This is a genomic window from Streptomyces tritici (assembly GCF_048500665.1).
Classification (GTDB): domain Bacteria; phylum Actinomycetota; class Actinomycetes; order Streptomycetales; family Streptomycetaceae; genus Streptomyces; species Streptomyces tritici.
This window is the reverse complement of the sequence record NZ_CP183183.1, coordinates 3,723,691-3,739,461: the sequence shown is the minus strand read 5'-3', so window position 1 is coordinate 3,739,461 and position 15,771 is coordinate 3,723,691. Positions and strand designations below refer to the sequence as shown.

The window sequence follows — 15,771 nt, the reverse complement described above, 5'->3', positions numbered from 1 at the left end:
TAGCGAGGCTACGCGCCCGGGGGCCGCACCCCACCTTGGAGTGGTCTTCTTCACGCACTTCGACCACCCACAGCGATGGAGGAGCTACCGTAGGTGAACATGAAGATCGCTTTCGTAGGGAAGGGCGGCAGCGGCAAGACCACGCTGTCCTCGCTCTTCATCCGTCATCTCGCCGCGAACGAGGCGCCGGTCGTGGCGGTGGACGCGGACATCAACCAGCATCTCGGCGCCGCGCTCGGCCTCGACGAGGCGGAGGCTGCCGCCCTGCCCGCGATGGGCGCGCAGCTGCCGCTGATCAAGGAGTACCTGCGGGGGGACAACCCCCGGATCGCCTCCGCCGACACGATGATCAAGACGACCCCGCCGGGCCGGGGCTCGCGGCTGCTGCGGGTCCGCGAGGACAACCCGGTCTACGAGGCCTGCGCCCGGCCCGTACGGCTCGACGACGCCGAGGTCCGGCTGATGGCCACGGGCCCGTTCACCGAGTCCGATCTCGGGGTGGCCTGCTACCACTCGAAGGTCGGCGCGGTGGAACTGTGCCTGAACCATCTGGTGGACGGGCCCGACGAGTACGTCGTGGTCGACATGACAGCCGGCTCGGACTCGTTCGCCTCCGGCATGTTCACCCGCTTCGACATGACCTTCCTGGTGGCCGAACCGACCCGCAAGGGCGTGTCCGTGTACCGCCAGTACAAGGAGTACGCCCGGGACTTCGGCGTCGCGCTGAAGGTCGTCGGCAACAAGGTGCAGGGCCCGGACGACCTGGACTTCCTGCGCGAGGAGGTCGGCGACGACCTGCTGGTGACCGTGGGCCACTCGGACTGGGTGCGGGCGATGGAGAAGGGCCGGCCGACCCGGTTCGAGCTCTTGGAGGCGGACAACCGGATGGCGCTGCAGAGCCTGCAGAACGCGGCGGACGACTCGTACGCCCACCGTGACTGGGAGCGCTACACCCGCCAGATGGTCCACTTCCACCTGCGGAACGCCGAGAGCTGGGGCAACGCGAAGACGGGGGCCGACCTGGCGGCCCAGGTCGACCCCGACTTCGTGCTCGGCGAGGGGCTCAGCGCTCCTCAGCCCGCTTGACGGCTGGCGCGGGCGCCGCCGGCGGGCCGGCTGCGAGGAAGGACTTCCAGCCGCCCGCCGGCGCCTGACCGACCTTCAGGGTGCGGAGCTTGGCCAGGACCTGCGGGTCCTGGGCGTCCAGCCAGTCGGCGAGCTGGCGGAAGGTGACGCAGTGGACCTCCTGCTTCACGCAGACGGTCGCGATCGTCTCCTCGATGGCGCGCATGTACGTGCCGCCGTTCCAGGACTCGAAGTGGTTGCCGATGATCAGCGGGGCCCGGTTGCCGTTGTAGGCGCGCTCGAAGGCCTGGACGAGGCCGTCGCGCATCTGGTTGCCCCAGTACTGGTGCATGGACCGGGCGCCCTGGGTGGTCTTGCCGGACTGGTTGACCATGAAGTTGTAGTCCATCGACAGCGTCTCGAAGGCGCGGCCGGGGACCGGGACGAGCTGCATCGACAGGTCCCACAGGCCCTGGTCCTTCTTGGGCCAGATCTGGTTGTTGACGCCGCTGGTGTCGTAGCGGAAGCCGAGCCGGCTCGCCGCCTGGACGAAGTTCTTGCGCCCCTCCAGGCAGGGGGTGCGCGCCCCGATGAGCTCCTTGTCGTAGTCGAACGGCAGCGGCGCCTCGGCCGTCAGGCCGGTGTTCGTCCGCCAGTTCTTCACGAAGGACTTGGCCTGGGCGATCTCGCTCATCCAGTCCTCCACCGACCAGTTGCCGACACCGCTCTCCGGGCCGCAGAAGTGGCCGTTGAAGTGCGTGCCGACCTCGTTGCCCTCCTGCCAGGCGCCGCGCAGCTCGCGGACGGTGGCGCGGATGCCCTCGGTGTCGTTGAAGCCGATGTCCGAGCTGCCGGGAGCGTGCTGCGGCGGCTTGTAGAGCTGCGACTTCCCCTCGGGGAGCAGGTAGACCCCGCTGAGGAAGTACGTCATCTTCGCGTTGTACTTCTTGCCCACGGTCCGGAAGTGCGAGAACAGCTTCTGGCTGTCCTCGCCGGCGCCGTCCCAGGAGAAGACCACGAACTGCGGCGGCTTCTCGCCGGGCTTGAGGCGCTTCCAGGTCGGCTGGTGCGGCTGGGCCCCGGTGTACGCCGTGGAGCCGTCGCCGATCAGGCGCACCGGGCTCTTCTTCGGCGCCGCACCGGCCGCGCCCTTCTCGGGGGTCTGCCCGGCGGGGCCCTCCTTCACGGGCGCCGCGCCGTCGGAGCCGGAGCAGCCGGCGAGGCCGACGGCCAGCGCCACGGCGAGCGCGCCGGCGGCGAGCGTTCTCCTGCGGACCGTGTTCCTTGTCCCGGCGACTGTCATCGCCCACCTCTCCTCGGTTCCGTGGTAGCGGCGTCAACGTCGCACCACGGCCGCCGGAACGATGAAACGACAAGCGGCACAAAGTCCGGCAATCACCGGAATCGGTGAATCATTGCCCTGTTTGCCCCGAAAATAATGCCGGAGACTTTACTCTGCATTACGATCCATTTACTGAGCGTAGAGATTCGGTCGAACGGGCCCGCCGCCCGGACCGAGTACGACGCGCAGCATCCCGCCACCGCACACCGTGACCCACGGCCGCGCCCCACGCTCGCCCTCGCGAGCCGCGACCGCGCTGCCCCGGAGGAAAGACGGGACATGACTCTCTGCACGCCGAACCGCACGACCACCCGACCCCGCTCGCAGCGGCCGCACAGCCCACCGGGCGGCGGCCGCCGCTTCCGCATCGCCGGCGCGGACCTCTCCGCGTCCGTCACCGTGTTCCTCATCGCCCTGCCGCTCTCCCTCGGCATCGCCCTCGCCACCGGCGCCCCGCTCCAGGCCGGCCTGGTGGCCGCCGCCGTCGGCGGCATCGTCGCCGGACGCCTCGGCGGCTCCCCCCTCCAGGTCAGCGGCCCCGCTGCCGGACTGACCGTCGTCACCGCCGAGCTGATCCAGCAGTACGGCTGGCGCACCACCTGCGCGATCACCGTGCTCGCCGGCTTCGCCCAGCTCGCTCTGGCCGCCGCCCGCGTCGCCCGCTCGGCGCTCGCCGTCTCCCCGGCCATCGTGCACGGCATGCTGGCCGGCATCGGCGTCACCATCGCCCTCGCGCAGCTCCACATCGTCCTCGGCGGGACGCCGCAGAGCTCCGCCGTCGCCAACGTCCTCGGGCTGCCCGCCCAGCTGGCCGCGGCGCACCCCGCGGCGCTCTCCGTCAGCGGGCTGACCGTCGCCCTCCTGCTGCTGTGGCCCAGACTCCCCGGCAGGACCGGGGCCTACGCGAGAAAGCTGCCCGCCGCGCTCGCGGCCGTGGCGGCCGCGACGGCGCTCGCCACGTTCGCCGGCCTCCGGGTCCCCCGCGTCGACCTCGGGTCCTGGCGCAGCCACGCCCTGCCCGGACTGCCCGAGGGGCCGGTGCTCGGCCTGCTGGCCGCGGTCCTCACGATCACCCTGGTCACGAGCGTGCAGTCGCTGCTCTCGGCGGTCGCCGTCGACAAGCTGGTGGCGGCCCGCGCCGACCACGGCCACGGCGTGCCCCGCTCGCGGCTCGACCGCGAACTCGCCGGTCAGGGCGCCGCCAACATCGTCTCCGGAGCCCTCGGCGGGCTTCCGGTCGCGGGCGTCGCCGTCCGCAGCGTCGCCAATGTCACCGCGGGCGCGATCAGCAGGAACTCCACGATGCTGCACGGCCTGTGGGTCGTCCTCGCCGCGCTGATCCTCGTTCCCGTGATCGACCTGATCCCGCTGCCCGCCCTGGCCGCCCTGGTGATGGTGGTCGGCATCCAGATGGTCAGCATCACCCACATCCGCACGGTCACCCGGCACCGCGAAGTCCTCGTCTACGCCGTCACATTGAGCGGCACGGTCCTGATCGGCGTCCTGGAGGGCGTGGCTCTCGGCATCGCCGTCGCCGTCGCCGTCGCGCTGCACCGGCTCACCCGCACCCGGATCACCCACGAGGAGCGCGGCGACTTCCATCTGGTCCGGGTACGCGGCCAGTTGACCTTCCTCGCCGTACCCCGGCTCAGCCGGGTGCTGCATCAACTGCCGCCGGGCGGCCACGTCGTGGTGGAGCTGGACGGCTCGTTCATGGACCACGCCGCGTACGAGTCACTGACCGAGTGGCAGGCCACGTACGTACGGCACGGCGGCACGGTCGACACCACCGGCCCCGCCGGCGGACGGATCGCCGAACCGGCCTCAGAGGCGCACACCTGCTGCCGCCCCTGGACGCCCTGGCGCAACCACCACTGCGGCGAGCAGCAGCCGGCCGAGGGGACCGAGCGCACCAACGGACAGCAACTGGCCAGCGGTATCGGCAAGTTCCAGCGGAACACGGCCCCGCTCGTCCGCGACGAACTGGCCCGGCTCGCCCGCGAGGGCCAGAGACCGTCCCAGCTCTTCCTCACCTGCGCCGATTCGCGCCTGGTCACGAGCATGATCACGGCCAGCGGTCCCGGCGACCTGTTCACCGTGCGCAACGTCGGGAACCTGGTGCCGCCGCCCGGCACGGAAAGCGGCGACGACTCGGTCGCGGCCGCCATCGAGTACGCCGTGGACGTGCTCCGCGTCGAGTCGATCACGGTCTGCGGGCACTCCGGCTGTGGAGCCATGCAGGCACTGCTCTCCGCGAGCCCGGACGGCCCGCAGACTCCGCTGCGCCGCTGGCTGCGGTACGGACTGCCCAGCCTCGAGCGGATGGCGAGCCGGGATCACGCGCAGGCTCGGATCTCCGGCAGACCCGCGGCCGACGCCGTGGAGCAGCTGTGCCTCACGAACGTGGTGCAGCAGCTGGAGCATCTGAGGGCGTACGAGCCGGTGGCGCGGCGCATCGCCGAGGGCACCCTGCAACTGCAGGGCATGTACTTCCACGTCGGCGAGGCACAGGCGTACCTGCTCACGGACCCGGCCGATCCGGCGGAAGCCGCCCAGGCCGTACCCACCAGAGCCGCCGGCCCCTCCGCCACCGCAGAGCGGGCCGCCACATCCGGCACCTCCCGCCACGGCGACGTCTTCGCCCTCGTCCCGCCCCTGGAACGAGCCGGAGCCTGACGCCGGAACGGTCAGACACGACGCCCTGACCTGCGCCTTTCCGCGCGTCCTGAACCTTTCCCCACCCCGCTCCGTGAGACGGTGTGGCCCCCTCTCCCTGCCGCTCGGGGAGTCGGGGCCACCCGTACCGCGCCCAGTTCGCTCACAGGTCTAAACCAATTCCCGGGAGGCTCTTGTCACCCGGGCATCTGGCTGATGAGCTATGACCTGGGACACAGAGGCACATAAGACGCCCTGGGAAAGGGAGATGTCGTGAGCAACGAAAGCCTGGCCAACCTCCTCAAAGAGGAACGGCGGTTCGCCCCGCCGGCCGAGCTGGCCGCGCACGCCAACGTGACGGCGGCGGCGTACGAGCAGGCCGCTTCGGACAGGCTTGGCTTCTGGGCCGAGCAGGCGAGGCGGCTCACCTGGGCCACCGAGCCGACCGAGACCCTCGACTGGTCGAACCCGCCGTTCGCCAAGTGGTTCGCCGACGGGAAGCTCAACGTCGCGTACAACTGCGTCGACCGGCACGTCGAGGCGGGCAACGGCGACCGGGTGGCCATCCACTTCGAGGGCGAGCCCGGCGACAGCCGCGCGCTCACCTACGCCGAACTCAAGGACGAGGTCTCCCGCGCCGCCAACGCGCTCACCGAACTCGGCGTCACCAAGGGCGACCGCGTCGCGATCTACCTGCCGATGATCCCCGAGGCGGTCGTCTCGATGCTGGCCTGTGCCCGGATCGGCGCGGCGCACTCGGTGGTCTTCGGCGGCTTCTCCGCCGACGCCATCGCCACCCGCATCGAGGACGCCGACGCCAGGCTGGTCATCACCGCGGACGGCGGCTACCGCCGGGGCAAGCCCTCCGCCCTCAAGCCGGCCGTCGACGAGGCCCTGTCCCGCGTCGACCGCGTGAACAAGGTGCTGGTCGTCCGCCGCACCGGCCAGGACGTCGCCTGGACCGAGGGCCGCGACGTGTGGTGGGACGACATCGTCGCCCGCCAGTCCGCCGAGCACACCCCCGAGGCGTTCGAGGCGGAGCACCCGCTCTTCATCCTCTACACCTCCGGCACCACCGGAAAGCCGAAGGGCATCCTGCACACCTCCGGCGGCTACCTGACCCAGGCGGCCTACACCCACCACGCCGTCTTCGACCTCAAGCCGGAGACCGACGTCTACTGGTGCACCGCCGACATCGGCTGGGTCACCGGCCACTCGTACATCACCTACGGCCCGCTGGCCAACGGCGCGACGCAGGTCATGTACGAGGGCACCCCGGACACCCCGCACCAGGGCCGGTTCTGGGAGATCGTCCAGAAGTACGGCGTCACGATCCTGTACACCGCGCCCACGGCGATCCGCACGTTCATGAAGTGGGGCGACGACATCCCCGCGAAGTTCGACCTGTCGAGCCTGCGGGTCCTCGGCTCGGTCGGGGAGCCGATCAACCCCGAGGCATGGGTCTGGTACCGCGAGCACATCGGCGGCAACAGGACCCCGATCGTCGACACCTGGTGGCAGACCGAGACCGGCGCGATGATGATCTCGCCGCTGCCCGGCGTCACCGAGACCAAGCCGGGCTCCGCCCAGCGTCCGCTGCCCGGCATCTCCGCCACCGTAGTGGACGACGAGGCCAACGAGGTGCCGAACGGAGGCGGCGGTTACCTGGTGCTGACCGAGCCGTGGCCGTCGATGCTCCGCACCATCTGGGGCGACGACCAGCGCTTCCTCGACACCTACTGGTCCCGCTTCGAGGGCAAGTACTTCGCGGGCGACGGCGCGAAGAAGGACGAGGACGGCGACATCTGGCTGCTCGGCCGGGTCGACGACGTCATGCTCGTCTCCGGGCACAACATCTCCACCACCGAGGTCGAGTCGGCGCTCGTCTCCCACCCGGCGGTCGCCGAGGCGGCGGTCGTCGGCGCGGCCGACGAGACGACCGGCCAGGCCATCGTGGCGTTCGTGATCCTGCGCGGCGCCGCCGGCGAGGCAGCGGCATCAACCGCTGACGCGGAGGGGGACCTCGTCGCGGAGCTGCGCAACCACGTCGGGACGACGCTCGGCCCGATCGCCAAGCCGAAGCGCGTCCTGCCGGTGGCTGAGCTGCCGAAGACCCGCTCCGGCAAGATCATGCGCCGGCTGCTGCGCGACGTCGCGGAGAACCGCGAGCTCGGCGACGTCACGACGCTGACGGACTCCTCGGTCATGGACCTCATCCAGTCCAAGCTGCCCGCCGCGCCGAGCGAGGACTGACCCGGCCGAACACCCCCCACAGCGGCGCCCGCCCCGGACCTCCGACGGACCTCCGGGACGGGCGCTGCTTCCGTTATGCACCTAAAGTGACACTTCGCCGGACGCCACCGCGCATCTTTAGGTAGGGTAAGAATCGCGTCAGCAACGCGACAAGAACACCAAGGTGCGCCGGGAAGTCTGGTCGGCATGTGCTCAGTCCTGCCCACCCGACCGGAGGTTCCCCATCGTGGCCGCGCCCGCCCCCACCCGCCGCAGGATTCTCGGACGACTCCCGCTGCCCGAGCGGCGCTTCGTGGCCGACGCCCTGCGCACCGAGACCGTCGGCGGCGTCCTCCTGCTGCTCGCCGCCATCGCCGCCCTCGTCTGGGCCAACACACCGCTGCACGAGAGCTACCAGACGGTCCGAGACTTCCACATCGGCCCGGCGGCCCTCGGCCTCGACCTCTCGATCCAGCACTGGGCCGCCGACGGCCTGCTCGCGGTCTTCTTCTTCGTCGCCGGCATCGAGCTCAAGCGCGAACTCGTCGCCGGTGAACTGCGCGACCCCAAGGCCGCCGCCCTGCCCGTCGTCGCCGCCCTGTGCGGCATGGCCGTGCCCGCGCTCGTCTACACGCTCGTCAACGTCGCCGGCGACGGCTCCCTGGCCGGCTGGGCCGTGCCGACGGCCACCGACATCGCCTTCGCGCTGGCCGTGCTCGCCGTCATCGGCACCTCGCTGCCGTCCGCCCTGCGCGCCTTCCTCCTGACCCTGGCCGTCGTCGACGACCTCTTCGCCATCCTGATCATCGCGGTCTTCTTCACCGGCGACCTGAACTTCCTCGCCCTGGGCGGCGCCTTCGCCGGACTGGCCCTCTTCTGGCTGCTGCTGCGCCTCGGCGTGAAGGGCTGGTACGTGTACGTGCCGCTCGCCCTGGTCGTCTGGGGCCTGATGTACAACAGCGGCGTCCACGCCACCATCGCCGGTGTCGCCATGGGCCTGATGCTGCGCTGCACGCGGCGCGAGGACGAGGAGCACTCCCCCGGCGAGCACATCGAGCACCTGGTCCGGCCGCTGTCCGCCGGGCTCGCCGTCCCGCTGTTCGCGCTGTTCTCCGCCGGGGTCGCCGTCTCCGGCGAGGCCCTCGGCGACGTGTTCACCCAGCCGGTCACCCTCGGCGTCGTCCTCGGCCTCGTCGTCGGCAAGACGATCGGCGTCTTCGGCGGCACCTGGCTCACGGCCCGGTTCACCCGAGCGGAGCTGAACGAGGACCTCTCCTGGCCGGACGTCCTCGCCGTCGCCTCCCTCGCCGGCATCGGCTTCACCGTCTCGCTGCTCATCGGCGAGTTGGCCTTCGAGGGCGACGCCGCGCTCACGGAAGAGGTCAAGGCCGCGGTCCTGGCCGGCTCCCTTATCGCCGCGCTGCTGGCCGGCGTCCTGCTCAAGCTCCGGGTGCGGAAGTACGCGGCCCTGTGCGCCGACGAGGAGCGCGACGAGGACGAGGACGGGATCCCCGACATCTACGAGGAGGGCGACCCGGACTACCACCTGCGCATGGCCGCGATCCACGAGCGGAAGGCCGCCGAACACCGGGCGAAGGCCGAGGCCGCCCGGGACCGCGCGGACGTGTAACTGGCGGGGGCACCGCGCGACGACGGCGACAGTCCGGCATGATCTGTGTTCGGACCGTAGAAGACAAGAGGGAGCAGCGATGAGCGAGCCGTTCGACGGAACCGAGCGCAGCCTCGGTCAGCTGGTCGCCTCGGCGACCGCCGAGATGTCCGCACTGGTGCACGACGAGATCGCCCTGGCGAAGGCCGAGATCCGCCAGGACGTGAAGCGGGGCGTGATGGGCGGTGCCGCCGGAATCGCGGCGGCCACCGTGCTGCTCTTCTCGCTGCCGATGCTCAGCTTCGCCCTGGCGTACGGCATCCAGGCGTGGACCGGCGGCCACAACGGCGAGGGCGGCTGGAACCTGGGCTGGTGCTTCCTGCTGTCGTTCGCGGCGAACGTGCTGCTCGCCGGGCTGCTGGGGCTCGTGGCCTACGCCAAGTTCCGCAAGGTGAAGCCGCCGGAGAAGTCCATCGCCTCCGCCAAGGAGACGGCCGCGATGCTGCAGAACGTCAAGCCGCATCCGCGTCCCGCCGGCACGGCCGCCCTCACGTCCGGGGACAGGGCCCCCATTGTGGCACGCTCGTCCGCATGACCGTACCGGAGAGCAGCAACGGCAACGGCGGAGGGCCCGTACGGATCGACGGTCCCTGGACCCACCGCGACGTGGCCGCCAACGGCGCCCGTTTCCACATCGCCGAGATGGGCGACGGGCCGCTGGTCCTGCTGCTGCACGGCTTCCCGCAGTTCTGGTGGACCTGGCGGCACCAGCTGCCGGCGCTCGCCGACGCGGGGTTCCGTGCGGTGGCGATGGACCTGCGCGGGGTCGGCGGCAGCGACCGCACCCCGCGGGGTTACGACCCCGCCAACCTCGCGCTCGACATCACCGGCGTGATCCGCTCGCTCGGCGAGCCGGACGCGGCGCTCGTCGGGCACGACCTCGGCGGCTATCTCGCCTGGACGGCGGCCGTGATGCGGCCGAAGCTGGTCCGCCGGCTGGCCGTCTCCTCGATGCCGCATCCGCGCCGCTGGCGCTCGGCGATGGTCTCCGACTTCGCCCAGTCGCGGGCCGGTTCGCACGTGTGGGGCTTCCAGCGGCCCTGGCTGCCGGAGCGTCAGCTCGTCGCGGACGACGGGGCGCTGGTCGGCCGGCTGATCCACGACTGGTCCGGGCCGCGGATCCCGGACGAGGAGGCGATCGAGGTGTACCGGCGGGCCATGTGCATCCCGTCGACGGCGCACTGCTCGATCGAGCCGTACCGGTGGATGGTGCGCTCGCTGGCCCGCCCCGACGGCATCCAGTTCAACCGGCGCATGAAGCGCCCGGTGCGGGTGCCGACGCTGCACCTGCACGGTTCGCTGGATCCGGTGATGCGCACGCGCAGCGCGGCCGGCTCGGGCGAGTACGTGGAGGCCCCGTATCGCTGGCGCCTGTTCGACGGCCTCGGGCACTTCCCTCATGAGGAGGACCCGGTGGCCTTCACGACGGAGCTCGTCAACTGGCTGAAGGACCCGGAACCGGACCGGTAGACCCGGCGGTCTCCGAACCTCCGTTCAGGAACCGGCCATGTGCCCGGCGCATACTCCAATTGGCGGGCCTCCGGGCGGTTACCGACCTTGGGCCCCGGGCAGACGTCGGGGTATGGGCTGGACGCACGACTACGGTGACGCCGCACGCAACCGCCGCTCGGCCACGGGGCCGATGACCCAGGAGAGGGGCGGCCCGCAGGACGAGAGCCATGCGGGCTCCGCGCAGGGGATCGGGATCCCCCGCATCCTGCGCCGCAGAGCGCGGTGGGTCTCGGCGCGGCTGAGGCACACCCGCGACTGAGACGCGCTCGGTGCGCCGGCGTGTCCCGCCGGCGCACCCCATCACAGCGCGCAGCCCTGGCTGTCGACCTGCTGGGTGGCCGTCGCACCGCGCACGATGTCCTCGCGGATCTCGTCCGCCGTCAGCGCGTAGCCGGTGTTCGCGTCGTCGAGGGACCGCGCGAAGATCACGCCGTACACCTGGCCGTCCGCCGTGAGCAGCGGGCCGCCGGAGTTGCCCTGACGGACCGTCGCGTACAGCGAGTACACGTCACGGCGCACCTCACCCCGGTGGTAGATGTCCGGGCCGTCGGCGTTGATCCGGCCGCGCACGCGCGCCGATCGGACGTCGTACGCGCCGTTCTCCGGGAAGCCCGCGACGATCGCGCTGTCGCCGCTGCGGGCGTCCCCCGCCGTGAAGCGGAGGGGCTGGGCGTCGAGTTCCGGCACGTCCAGGACGGCGATGTCGCGCTGCCAGTCGTAGAGCACGACCTTCGCGTCGTAGAGCCGGCCCTCGCCGCCGATCTGCACGGTCGGCTCGTCGACGCCGCCGACGACGTGCGCGTTGGTCATGACGCGGCGGTCGGCGAAGACGAAGCCGGTGCCTTCGAGGACCTTGCCGCAGCTCGGCGCGGTGCCGACGACCTTCACGATCGACCGCTGGGCGCGCGCCGCGACCGGACTGTTCACCAGGGCGGGGTCCGGCGGCCGGACCTCCTTGATGGGCTCGTCGGCGAACGGGCTGAAGACCTGCGGGAAGCCGCTCTGCGCCAGCACGGAGGAGAAGTCGGTGAACCAGGTGGATGCCTGAGCCGGCATCACCCGTGAGACGCCGAGCAGCACCTTCGAGGTGCGGACCTCCTTGCCGAGCGTCGGCAGGGACGTTCCGGCGAGCGCGGAGCCGATCAGCCAGGCCACGAGCAGCATCGCGACGACGTTCACCAGCGCGCCGCCGGTGGCGTCCAGGGCGCGCGCCGGCGACCAGGTGATGTGCCGGCGCAGCTTGTTGCCGAGGTGCGTGGTGAACGCCTGCCCCACCGAGGCGCAGACGATCACGGCCACGACGAAGACGATCACCGCGGTCATCGACGCCTGCGAGCCGTCGGTCAGCAGATCCCAGAGCAGCGGCAGCAGATAGACGGCGACGAGACCGCCGCCGAGGAAGCCGATCACCGACAGGATGCCGACGACGAATCCCTGGCGGTAGCCGACGATCGCGAACCACACGGCGGCGAGCAGCAGCAGGATGTCCAGCACGTTCACCGTCAATAGCCTCGCAGATTCGTCTTCGGTCGACCCCGGTCAGGGTGTCATGAGCGCCAGTCCAGCGGGACCTGCCTGGAGCGGTCCCAGGGGCGCTCCCAGCCCGCGTAGTGGAGGATCCGGTCGATCACTCCCGCGGTGAAACCCCAGACCAGAGCGGATGCGACCAGGAAGGCGGGGCCCTGGTGACCGCTCGGGTGAACGGACATGGCGCGGTTGGCCGGGTCCGTGAGATCCGCCACGGGGACCGTGAAGACCCGGGCGGTCTCCGCCGGGTCCACCACGCCGACCGGTGACGGGGTCCGCCACCAGCCGAGTACGGGCGTGACGACGAAATGACTCACCGGGATGTAGAGCCGGGGCAGGACGCCGAAGATCTGGACGCCGGAGGGGTCGAGGCCGGTCTCCTCCTGCGCCTCGCGCAGCGCCGCCCGAAGGGGCCCGTCGCGCTCCGGGTCCCCGTCCTCGGGGTCGAGGGCGCCGCCGGGGAAGGACGGCTGGCCGGCGTGCGAGCGGAGGCTGCCGGAGCGCTCCATGAGCAGGAGCTCCGGGCCCCGCTCGCCCTCGCCGAAGAGGACCAGCACGGCGGACTGGCGGCCGGCGCCGCCGGCGGGCGGCAGGAAGCGGCTCATCTGCTCGGGCGCGACGGTGCGCGCGGCCCGGTCTACGGGCTCCAGCCAGTCGGGCAGGCCCTCGCTCGTCACGGCGATCCCGCCGTCGTACGTCTCTGTCTCTCCAGCGCGCGTCATAGGCACCCCCGTCCGTCCTGTGCAACGCCCACGGCGCCCGGGATCGTTCCGGGGTCCGTGCCGGTCCCCCGGAGGTGGCGTGGATACGCCACGAAGCCGCACGCCGCCGGACCGTACGCCTCGGGGCTGTACGCCTCGGGCCCCTGCGCCACCGGGGCGTACGCCCCGCGACCGGCCGTCACGCGGCGCCCAGCGGAGGCGCGGGCAGGCCCGGGTAGTCCGGCGGCGGGTTCAGCCGCTGGCCCGGGTAGCCGCCCTTCTCGTACTTGAGCAGCTTCCTGGCCTTCTCCGGGTCCGTCTCGCCCTCTCCGTAGGCGGGGCAGAGGTGCGTGATCGGGCAGGCGCCGCAGGCGGGCTTGCGGGCGTGGCAGATGCGGCGGCCGTGGAAGATCACGCGGTGCGAGAGCATCGTCCAGTCGCTCTTGGGGAAGATCGTCGCGACCTCGGCCTCGATCTTCACCGGGTCGTCCGACTCGGTCCACCTCCAGCGCCGCGCCAGCCGCATGAAGTGCGTGTCGACGGTGATGCCGGGCACGCCGAAGGCGTTGCCGAGGACGACGAAGGCGGTCTTGCGGCCCACGCCCGGGAGTTTCACGAGGTCGTCCAGGCGGCCGGGCACCTCGCCGCCGAAGTCGTCCCGCAGGGCCGCCGCGAGGCCCATGATCGACTTGGTCTTGGCCCGGAAGAAGCCGGTCGGCCGGATCAGCTCCTCGACCTCCTCCGGGTTCGCCCCGGCCAGGTCCTCGGGCGTGGGGTACTTCGCGAACAGCGCGGGCGTCGTCTGGTTGACCCTCAGGTCCGTGGTCTGGGCGGAGAGCACCGTGGCGACGAGCAGCTCGAAGGGGTTGCGGAAGTCCAGTTCGGGGTGCGCGTAGGGGTAGACCTCGGCGAGCTCCCGGTTGATCCGGCGGGCCCGGCGCACCATCGCGAGCCGCGACTCGGGCTTGGCGGGCCTGGCGGCCGGCTTCACGGTCGCCTTCTTCGGCTTGGCCGTCGCCTTCTGCGGCTTCGCCGTCGTGACGTTGCTCTCTGCCATGCCTGAAGGCTACGCCGGGACGCGGACGGCGATCGCGAGTCGGGCTATTCACCCGTTTTGCTCTACTTTCGACTACTCTGAAGGCCGATGTTCGCCCACGGCTGAATTCCGCGTTCCGGAAGGGCCCCGGCCTGCGTGCCACCCCCTCAACCCGCCCCCGCCGAGGCGGATCAGCACACGAATCCGGCCCTCGGGCACTGTCCGGGTCGCCGGTACGTCAGACTTGTGGTGGATCCTTGTGATCGATCGCACTGTTTTGCGGTGCGGCATCATGGGGACCTACGCCCCCTGAGCAGGTCGACAAGGAGAGAACTCGTGGACGACGTTCTGCGGCGCGCCCCGCTCTTCGCGGCGCTCGACGACGAGCAGGCCGCGGAGCTGCGCGCCTCGATGAGTGAGGCGACGCTCGCCCGTGGGGACGCGCTCTTCCACGAGGGCGACCCCGGCGACCGCCTCTACGTGGTCACCGAGGGCAAGGTGAAGCTCCACCGCACCTCCCCCGACGGCCGGGAGAACATGCTGGCCGTGCTCGGCCCCGGTGAGCTCATCGGCGAGCTGTCCCTGTTCGACCCGGGCCCGCGCACCGCGACCGCGACCGCGCTGACCGAGGTCAAGCTGCTGGGCCTCGGCCACGGCGACCTCCAGCCCTGGCTGAACGCGCGGCCCGAGGTGGCCTCCGCGCTGCTGCGCGCCGTCGCCCGCCGCCTGCGGAAGACCAACGACCAGATGTCCGACCTGGTCTTCTCCGACGTCCCGGGCCGTGTCGCCCGTGCGCTCCTCGACCTGTCGCGCCGCTTCGGCGTGCAGTCGGAGGAGGGCATCCACGTGGTGCACGACCTCACCCAGGAGGAGCTGGCCCAGCTGGTCGGCGCCTCCCGCGAGACGGTCAACAAGGCGCTCGCCGACTTCGCCCAGCGCGGCTGGCTCCGCCTGGAGGCCCGCGCCGTGATCCTGCTGGACGTGGAGCGCCTCGCGAAGCGCTCCCGCTGAGCCTCCCCCGCCGCGTACGTGAAAGGCCGCCCCGGTCCGACCGGGGCGGCCTTCCGCGTGTCCGTGCGGGTTACCTCTTCGAGTCGACGATCACCGGGGTGCCGCTGCCGCTGCCGCAGGGCACCGCGTACACCGGGTTCTTCGCCGCCGCCTCCTTGTAGGCCTCGATGCACTGGTTCATCAGGACCTTGTCGGTCAGCGAGTTGTTGATGATCTTGTTGGCGCGGGCGATGCCCTCGGCCTCGATTCGGCGCCGGTCCGCCTCGGCCTTGGCCGTCCGGGCGGCCTCGGTGGCCCGCTCGGTGGCCTGCTGCTGCTGGATCTTGCTGTCGATCTGGTCCTGCAGCTTCTCGGACGGCTTCACGTTGCGCAGGTTGACGGCGGTGACGTCGATGCCGCGGGGAGCCAGCCGCTCCTTGATGAGGCTCGCGAGCTCCGCGTTGATCTTCTCGCGGTCGGTCGCGTAGCCCTGCTCGCTGGTGTAGCGGGCGAAGACGTTGCGGACGATCTCACGGCTGTCCGGGTAGACCAGGCGCTGCTGGATGGCCTCCTCGTTGCCCGCGAGCTTGTAGAGCTCGACCGCCTTCGACGGGGTCACCGCCCACTTCACGGTCACCTCCGCGTACATGACGCCGCCCTGCGAGGAGCGGACCTCGATCACGTCCTTGTCGGAGAGGTTGAGGTCGACCGGGCGGGTCGAGAACGTCGTGACGTCCGTGAACGGCGACTTGAAGTGCATGCCCGAGGTCATCGGCGAACCGACCTTGCCGAAGGCGACCGGGACGCCGACCTCGTAGGCGCTCACGACGTACAGCGTGCTGCCGAGCAGCGAGAACACGCCGGCCAGCAGGGCGCCGAGGGAGCCGAGCTTCAGACCGCGGCTGTCGTTGCCGCGGCCCACGAAGAACAGCACCACCGCGGCGATGAGCAGCAGGATGGATATGACGAACACCGGGCTTCCCCCCGAGAAGTAAGGCCAGAAGTAAGCGGAGCGTAAAGCACGGCCGGAAAGATCCACTTC

13 protein-coding genes are annotated in these 15,771 nt (G+C 71.2%); 8 read left to right on the top strand and 5 right to left on the bottom strand.

Features of this window, described 5'->3' with window-relative positions:
• Nucleotides 1–99: 99 nt before the first annotated feature.
• A complete protein-coding gene (locus ACNJ93_RS17395; protein ID WP_418958318.1) occupies nt 100–1,086 on the top strand; it encodes an ATP-binding protein in 987 nt (328 codons plus the stop codon).
• Here ACNJ93_RS17395 and ACNJ93_RS17390 read toward each other — a convergent pair.
• Nucleotides 1,064–2,368, bottom strand: coding sequence for a hypothetical protein (locus tag ACNJ93_RS17390; protein ID WP_418958317.1), 1,305 nt, complete (start codon nt 2,366–2,368; stop codon nt 1,064–1,066). The genes ACNJ93_RS17395 and ACNJ93_RS17390 overlap by 23 nt on opposite strands.
• Nucleotides 2,369–2,686: 318 nt before the next feature.
• On the opposite strand from ACNJ93_RS17390, the gene ACNJ93_RS17385 reads away from it, so the two are divergent.
• The 6 genes from ACNJ93_RS17385 to ACNJ93_RS17360 all read left to right on the top strand — a co-directional run bounded on the left by ACNJ93_RS17385 (nt 2,687) and on the right by ACNJ93_RS17360 (nt 10,734).
• A complete protein-coding gene (locus ACNJ93_RS17385) occupies nt 2,687–5,083 on the top strand; it encodes a bifunctional SulP family inorganic anion transporter/carbonic anhydrase (RefSeq protein ID WP_418958316.1) in 2,397 nt (798 codons plus the stop codon).
• A gap of 252 nt (nt 5,084–5,335) precedes the next feature.
• The gene (gene acs, locus ACNJ93_RS17380) at nt 5,336–7,315 is read left to right on the top strand and encodes an acetate--CoA ligase (RefSeq protein ID WP_418958315.1); all 1,980 of its coding nucleotides are present in this window, start codon (nt 5,336–5,338) and stop codon (nt 7,313–7,315) included.
• Between the two features lie 226 nt (nt 7,316–7,541).
• The gene (nhaA, locus tag ACNJ93_RS17375) at nt 7,542–8,924 is read left to right on the top strand and encodes a Na+/H+ antiporter NhaA (protein ID WP_418958314.1); all 1,383 of its coding nucleotides are present in this window, start codon (nt 7,542–7,544) and stop codon (nt 8,922–8,924) included.
• Nucleotides 8,925–9,003: 79 nt separating this feature from the next.
• Nucleotides 9,004–9,498 carry a phage holin family protein gene (locus ACNJ93_RS17370; RefSeq protein WP_418958313.1) on the top strand — a complete coding sequence of 165 codons (495 nt, stop codon included), beginning with the start codon at nt 9,004–9,006 and terminating at the stop codon, nt 9,496–9,498.
• Entirely contained in the window at nt 9,495–10,433 is a 939-nt protein-coding gene (locus ACNJ93_RS17365; protein ID WP_418958312.1) for an alpha/beta fold hydrolase, read from the top strand. Before ACNJ93_RS17370 ends, ACNJ93_RS17365 begins: the two co-directional genes overlap by 4 nt.
• A gap of 112 nt (nt 10,434–10,545) precedes the next feature.
• Entirely contained in the window at nt 10,546–10,734 is a 189-nt protein-coding gene (locus ACNJ93_RS17360) for a hypothetical protein (protein ID WP_418958311.1), read from the top strand.
• A 41-nt stretch (nt 10,735–10,775) separates the two neighbouring features.
• Here ACNJ93_RS17360 and ACNJ93_RS17355 read toward each other — a convergent pair whose 3' ends face one another.
• From ACNJ93_RS17355 to nth, 3 genes are all read right to left on the bottom strand, one after another.
• Nucleotides 10,776–11,975 carry a MarP family serine protease gene (locus tag ACNJ93_RS17355; protein ID WP_418958310.1) on the bottom strand — a complete coding sequence of 400 codons (1,200 nt, stop codon included), beginning with the start codon at nt 11,973–11,975 and terminating at the stop codon, nt 10,776–10,778.
• Between the two features lie 47 nt (nt 11,976–12,022).
• Nucleotides 12,023–12,724, bottom strand: coding sequence for an NUDIX hydrolase (locus ACNJ93_RS17350; protein ID WP_418958309.1), 702 nt, complete (start codon nt 12,722–12,724; stop codon nt 12,023–12,025).
• Between the two features lie 178 nt (nt 12,725–12,902).
• Nucleotides 12,903–13,760, bottom strand: coding sequence for an endonuclease III (gene nth, locus ACNJ93_RS17345; RefSeq protein ID WP_418958308.1), 858 nt, complete (start codon nt 13,758–13,760; stop codon nt 12,903–12,905).
• A 315-nt stretch (nt 13,761–14,075) separates the two neighbouring features.
• Here nth and ACNJ93_RS17340 point away from each other — a divergent pair, with 315 nt between their 5' ends.
• Nucleotides 14,076–14,750: a Crp/Fnr family transcriptional regulator gene (locus ACNJ93_RS17340; protein WP_046910193.1), complete on the top strand. Its 675-nt coding sequence runs from the start codon at nt 14,076–14,078 to the stop codon at nt 14,748–14,750.
• 70 nt (nt 14,751–14,820) lie between these two features.
• On the opposite strand, the gene ACNJ93_RS17335 is transcribed toward ACNJ93_RS17340, so the two are convergent.
• Nucleotides 14,821–15,702 (bottom strand): prohibitin family protein, encoded by an 882-nt coding sequence (locus ACNJ93_RS17335; protein ID WP_418958307.1) that lies wholly within the window; start codon nt 15,700–15,702, stop codon nt 14,821–14,823.
• Nucleotides 15,703–15,771 lie beyond the last annotated feature (69 nt).

Excerpts from the sequence above, each read along its gene's own strand:
- ACNJ93_RS17360 (WP_418958311.1), top strand. The coding sequence starts at position 10,546 with ATGGGCTGGACGCACGACTACGGTGACGCCGCACGCAACCGCCGCTCG.
- ACNJ93_RS17365 (WP_418958312.1), top strand. The coding sequence starts at position 9,495 with ATGACCGTACCGGAGAGCAGCAACGGCAACGGCGGAGGGCCCGTACGG.
- ACNJ93_RS17395 (WP_418958318.1), top strand. The coding sequence starts at position 100 with ATGAAGATCGCTTTCGTAGGGAAGGGCGGCAGCGGCAAGACCACGCTG.
- ACNJ93_RS17370 (WP_418958313.1), top strand. The coding sequence starts at position 9,004 with ATGAGCGAGCCGTTCGACGGAACCGAGCGCAGCCTCGGTCAGCTGGTC.
- ACNJ93_RS17385 (WP_418958316.1), top strand. The coding sequence starts at position 2,687 with ATGACTCTCTGCACGCCGAACCGCACGACCACCCGACCCCGCTCGCAG.
- nth (WP_418958308.1), bottom strand. The coding sequence starts at position 13,760 with ATGGCAGAGAGCAACGTCACGACGGCGAAGCCGCAGAAGGCGACGGCC.
- ACNJ93_RS17350 (WP_418958309.1), bottom strand. The coding sequence starts at position 12,724 with ATGACGCGCGCTGGAGAGACAGAGACGTACGACGGCGGGATCGCCGTG.
- ACNJ93_RS17390 (WP_418958317.1), bottom strand. The coding sequence starts at position 2,368 with ATGACAGTCGCCGGGACAAGGAACACGGTCCGCAGGAGAACGCTCGCC.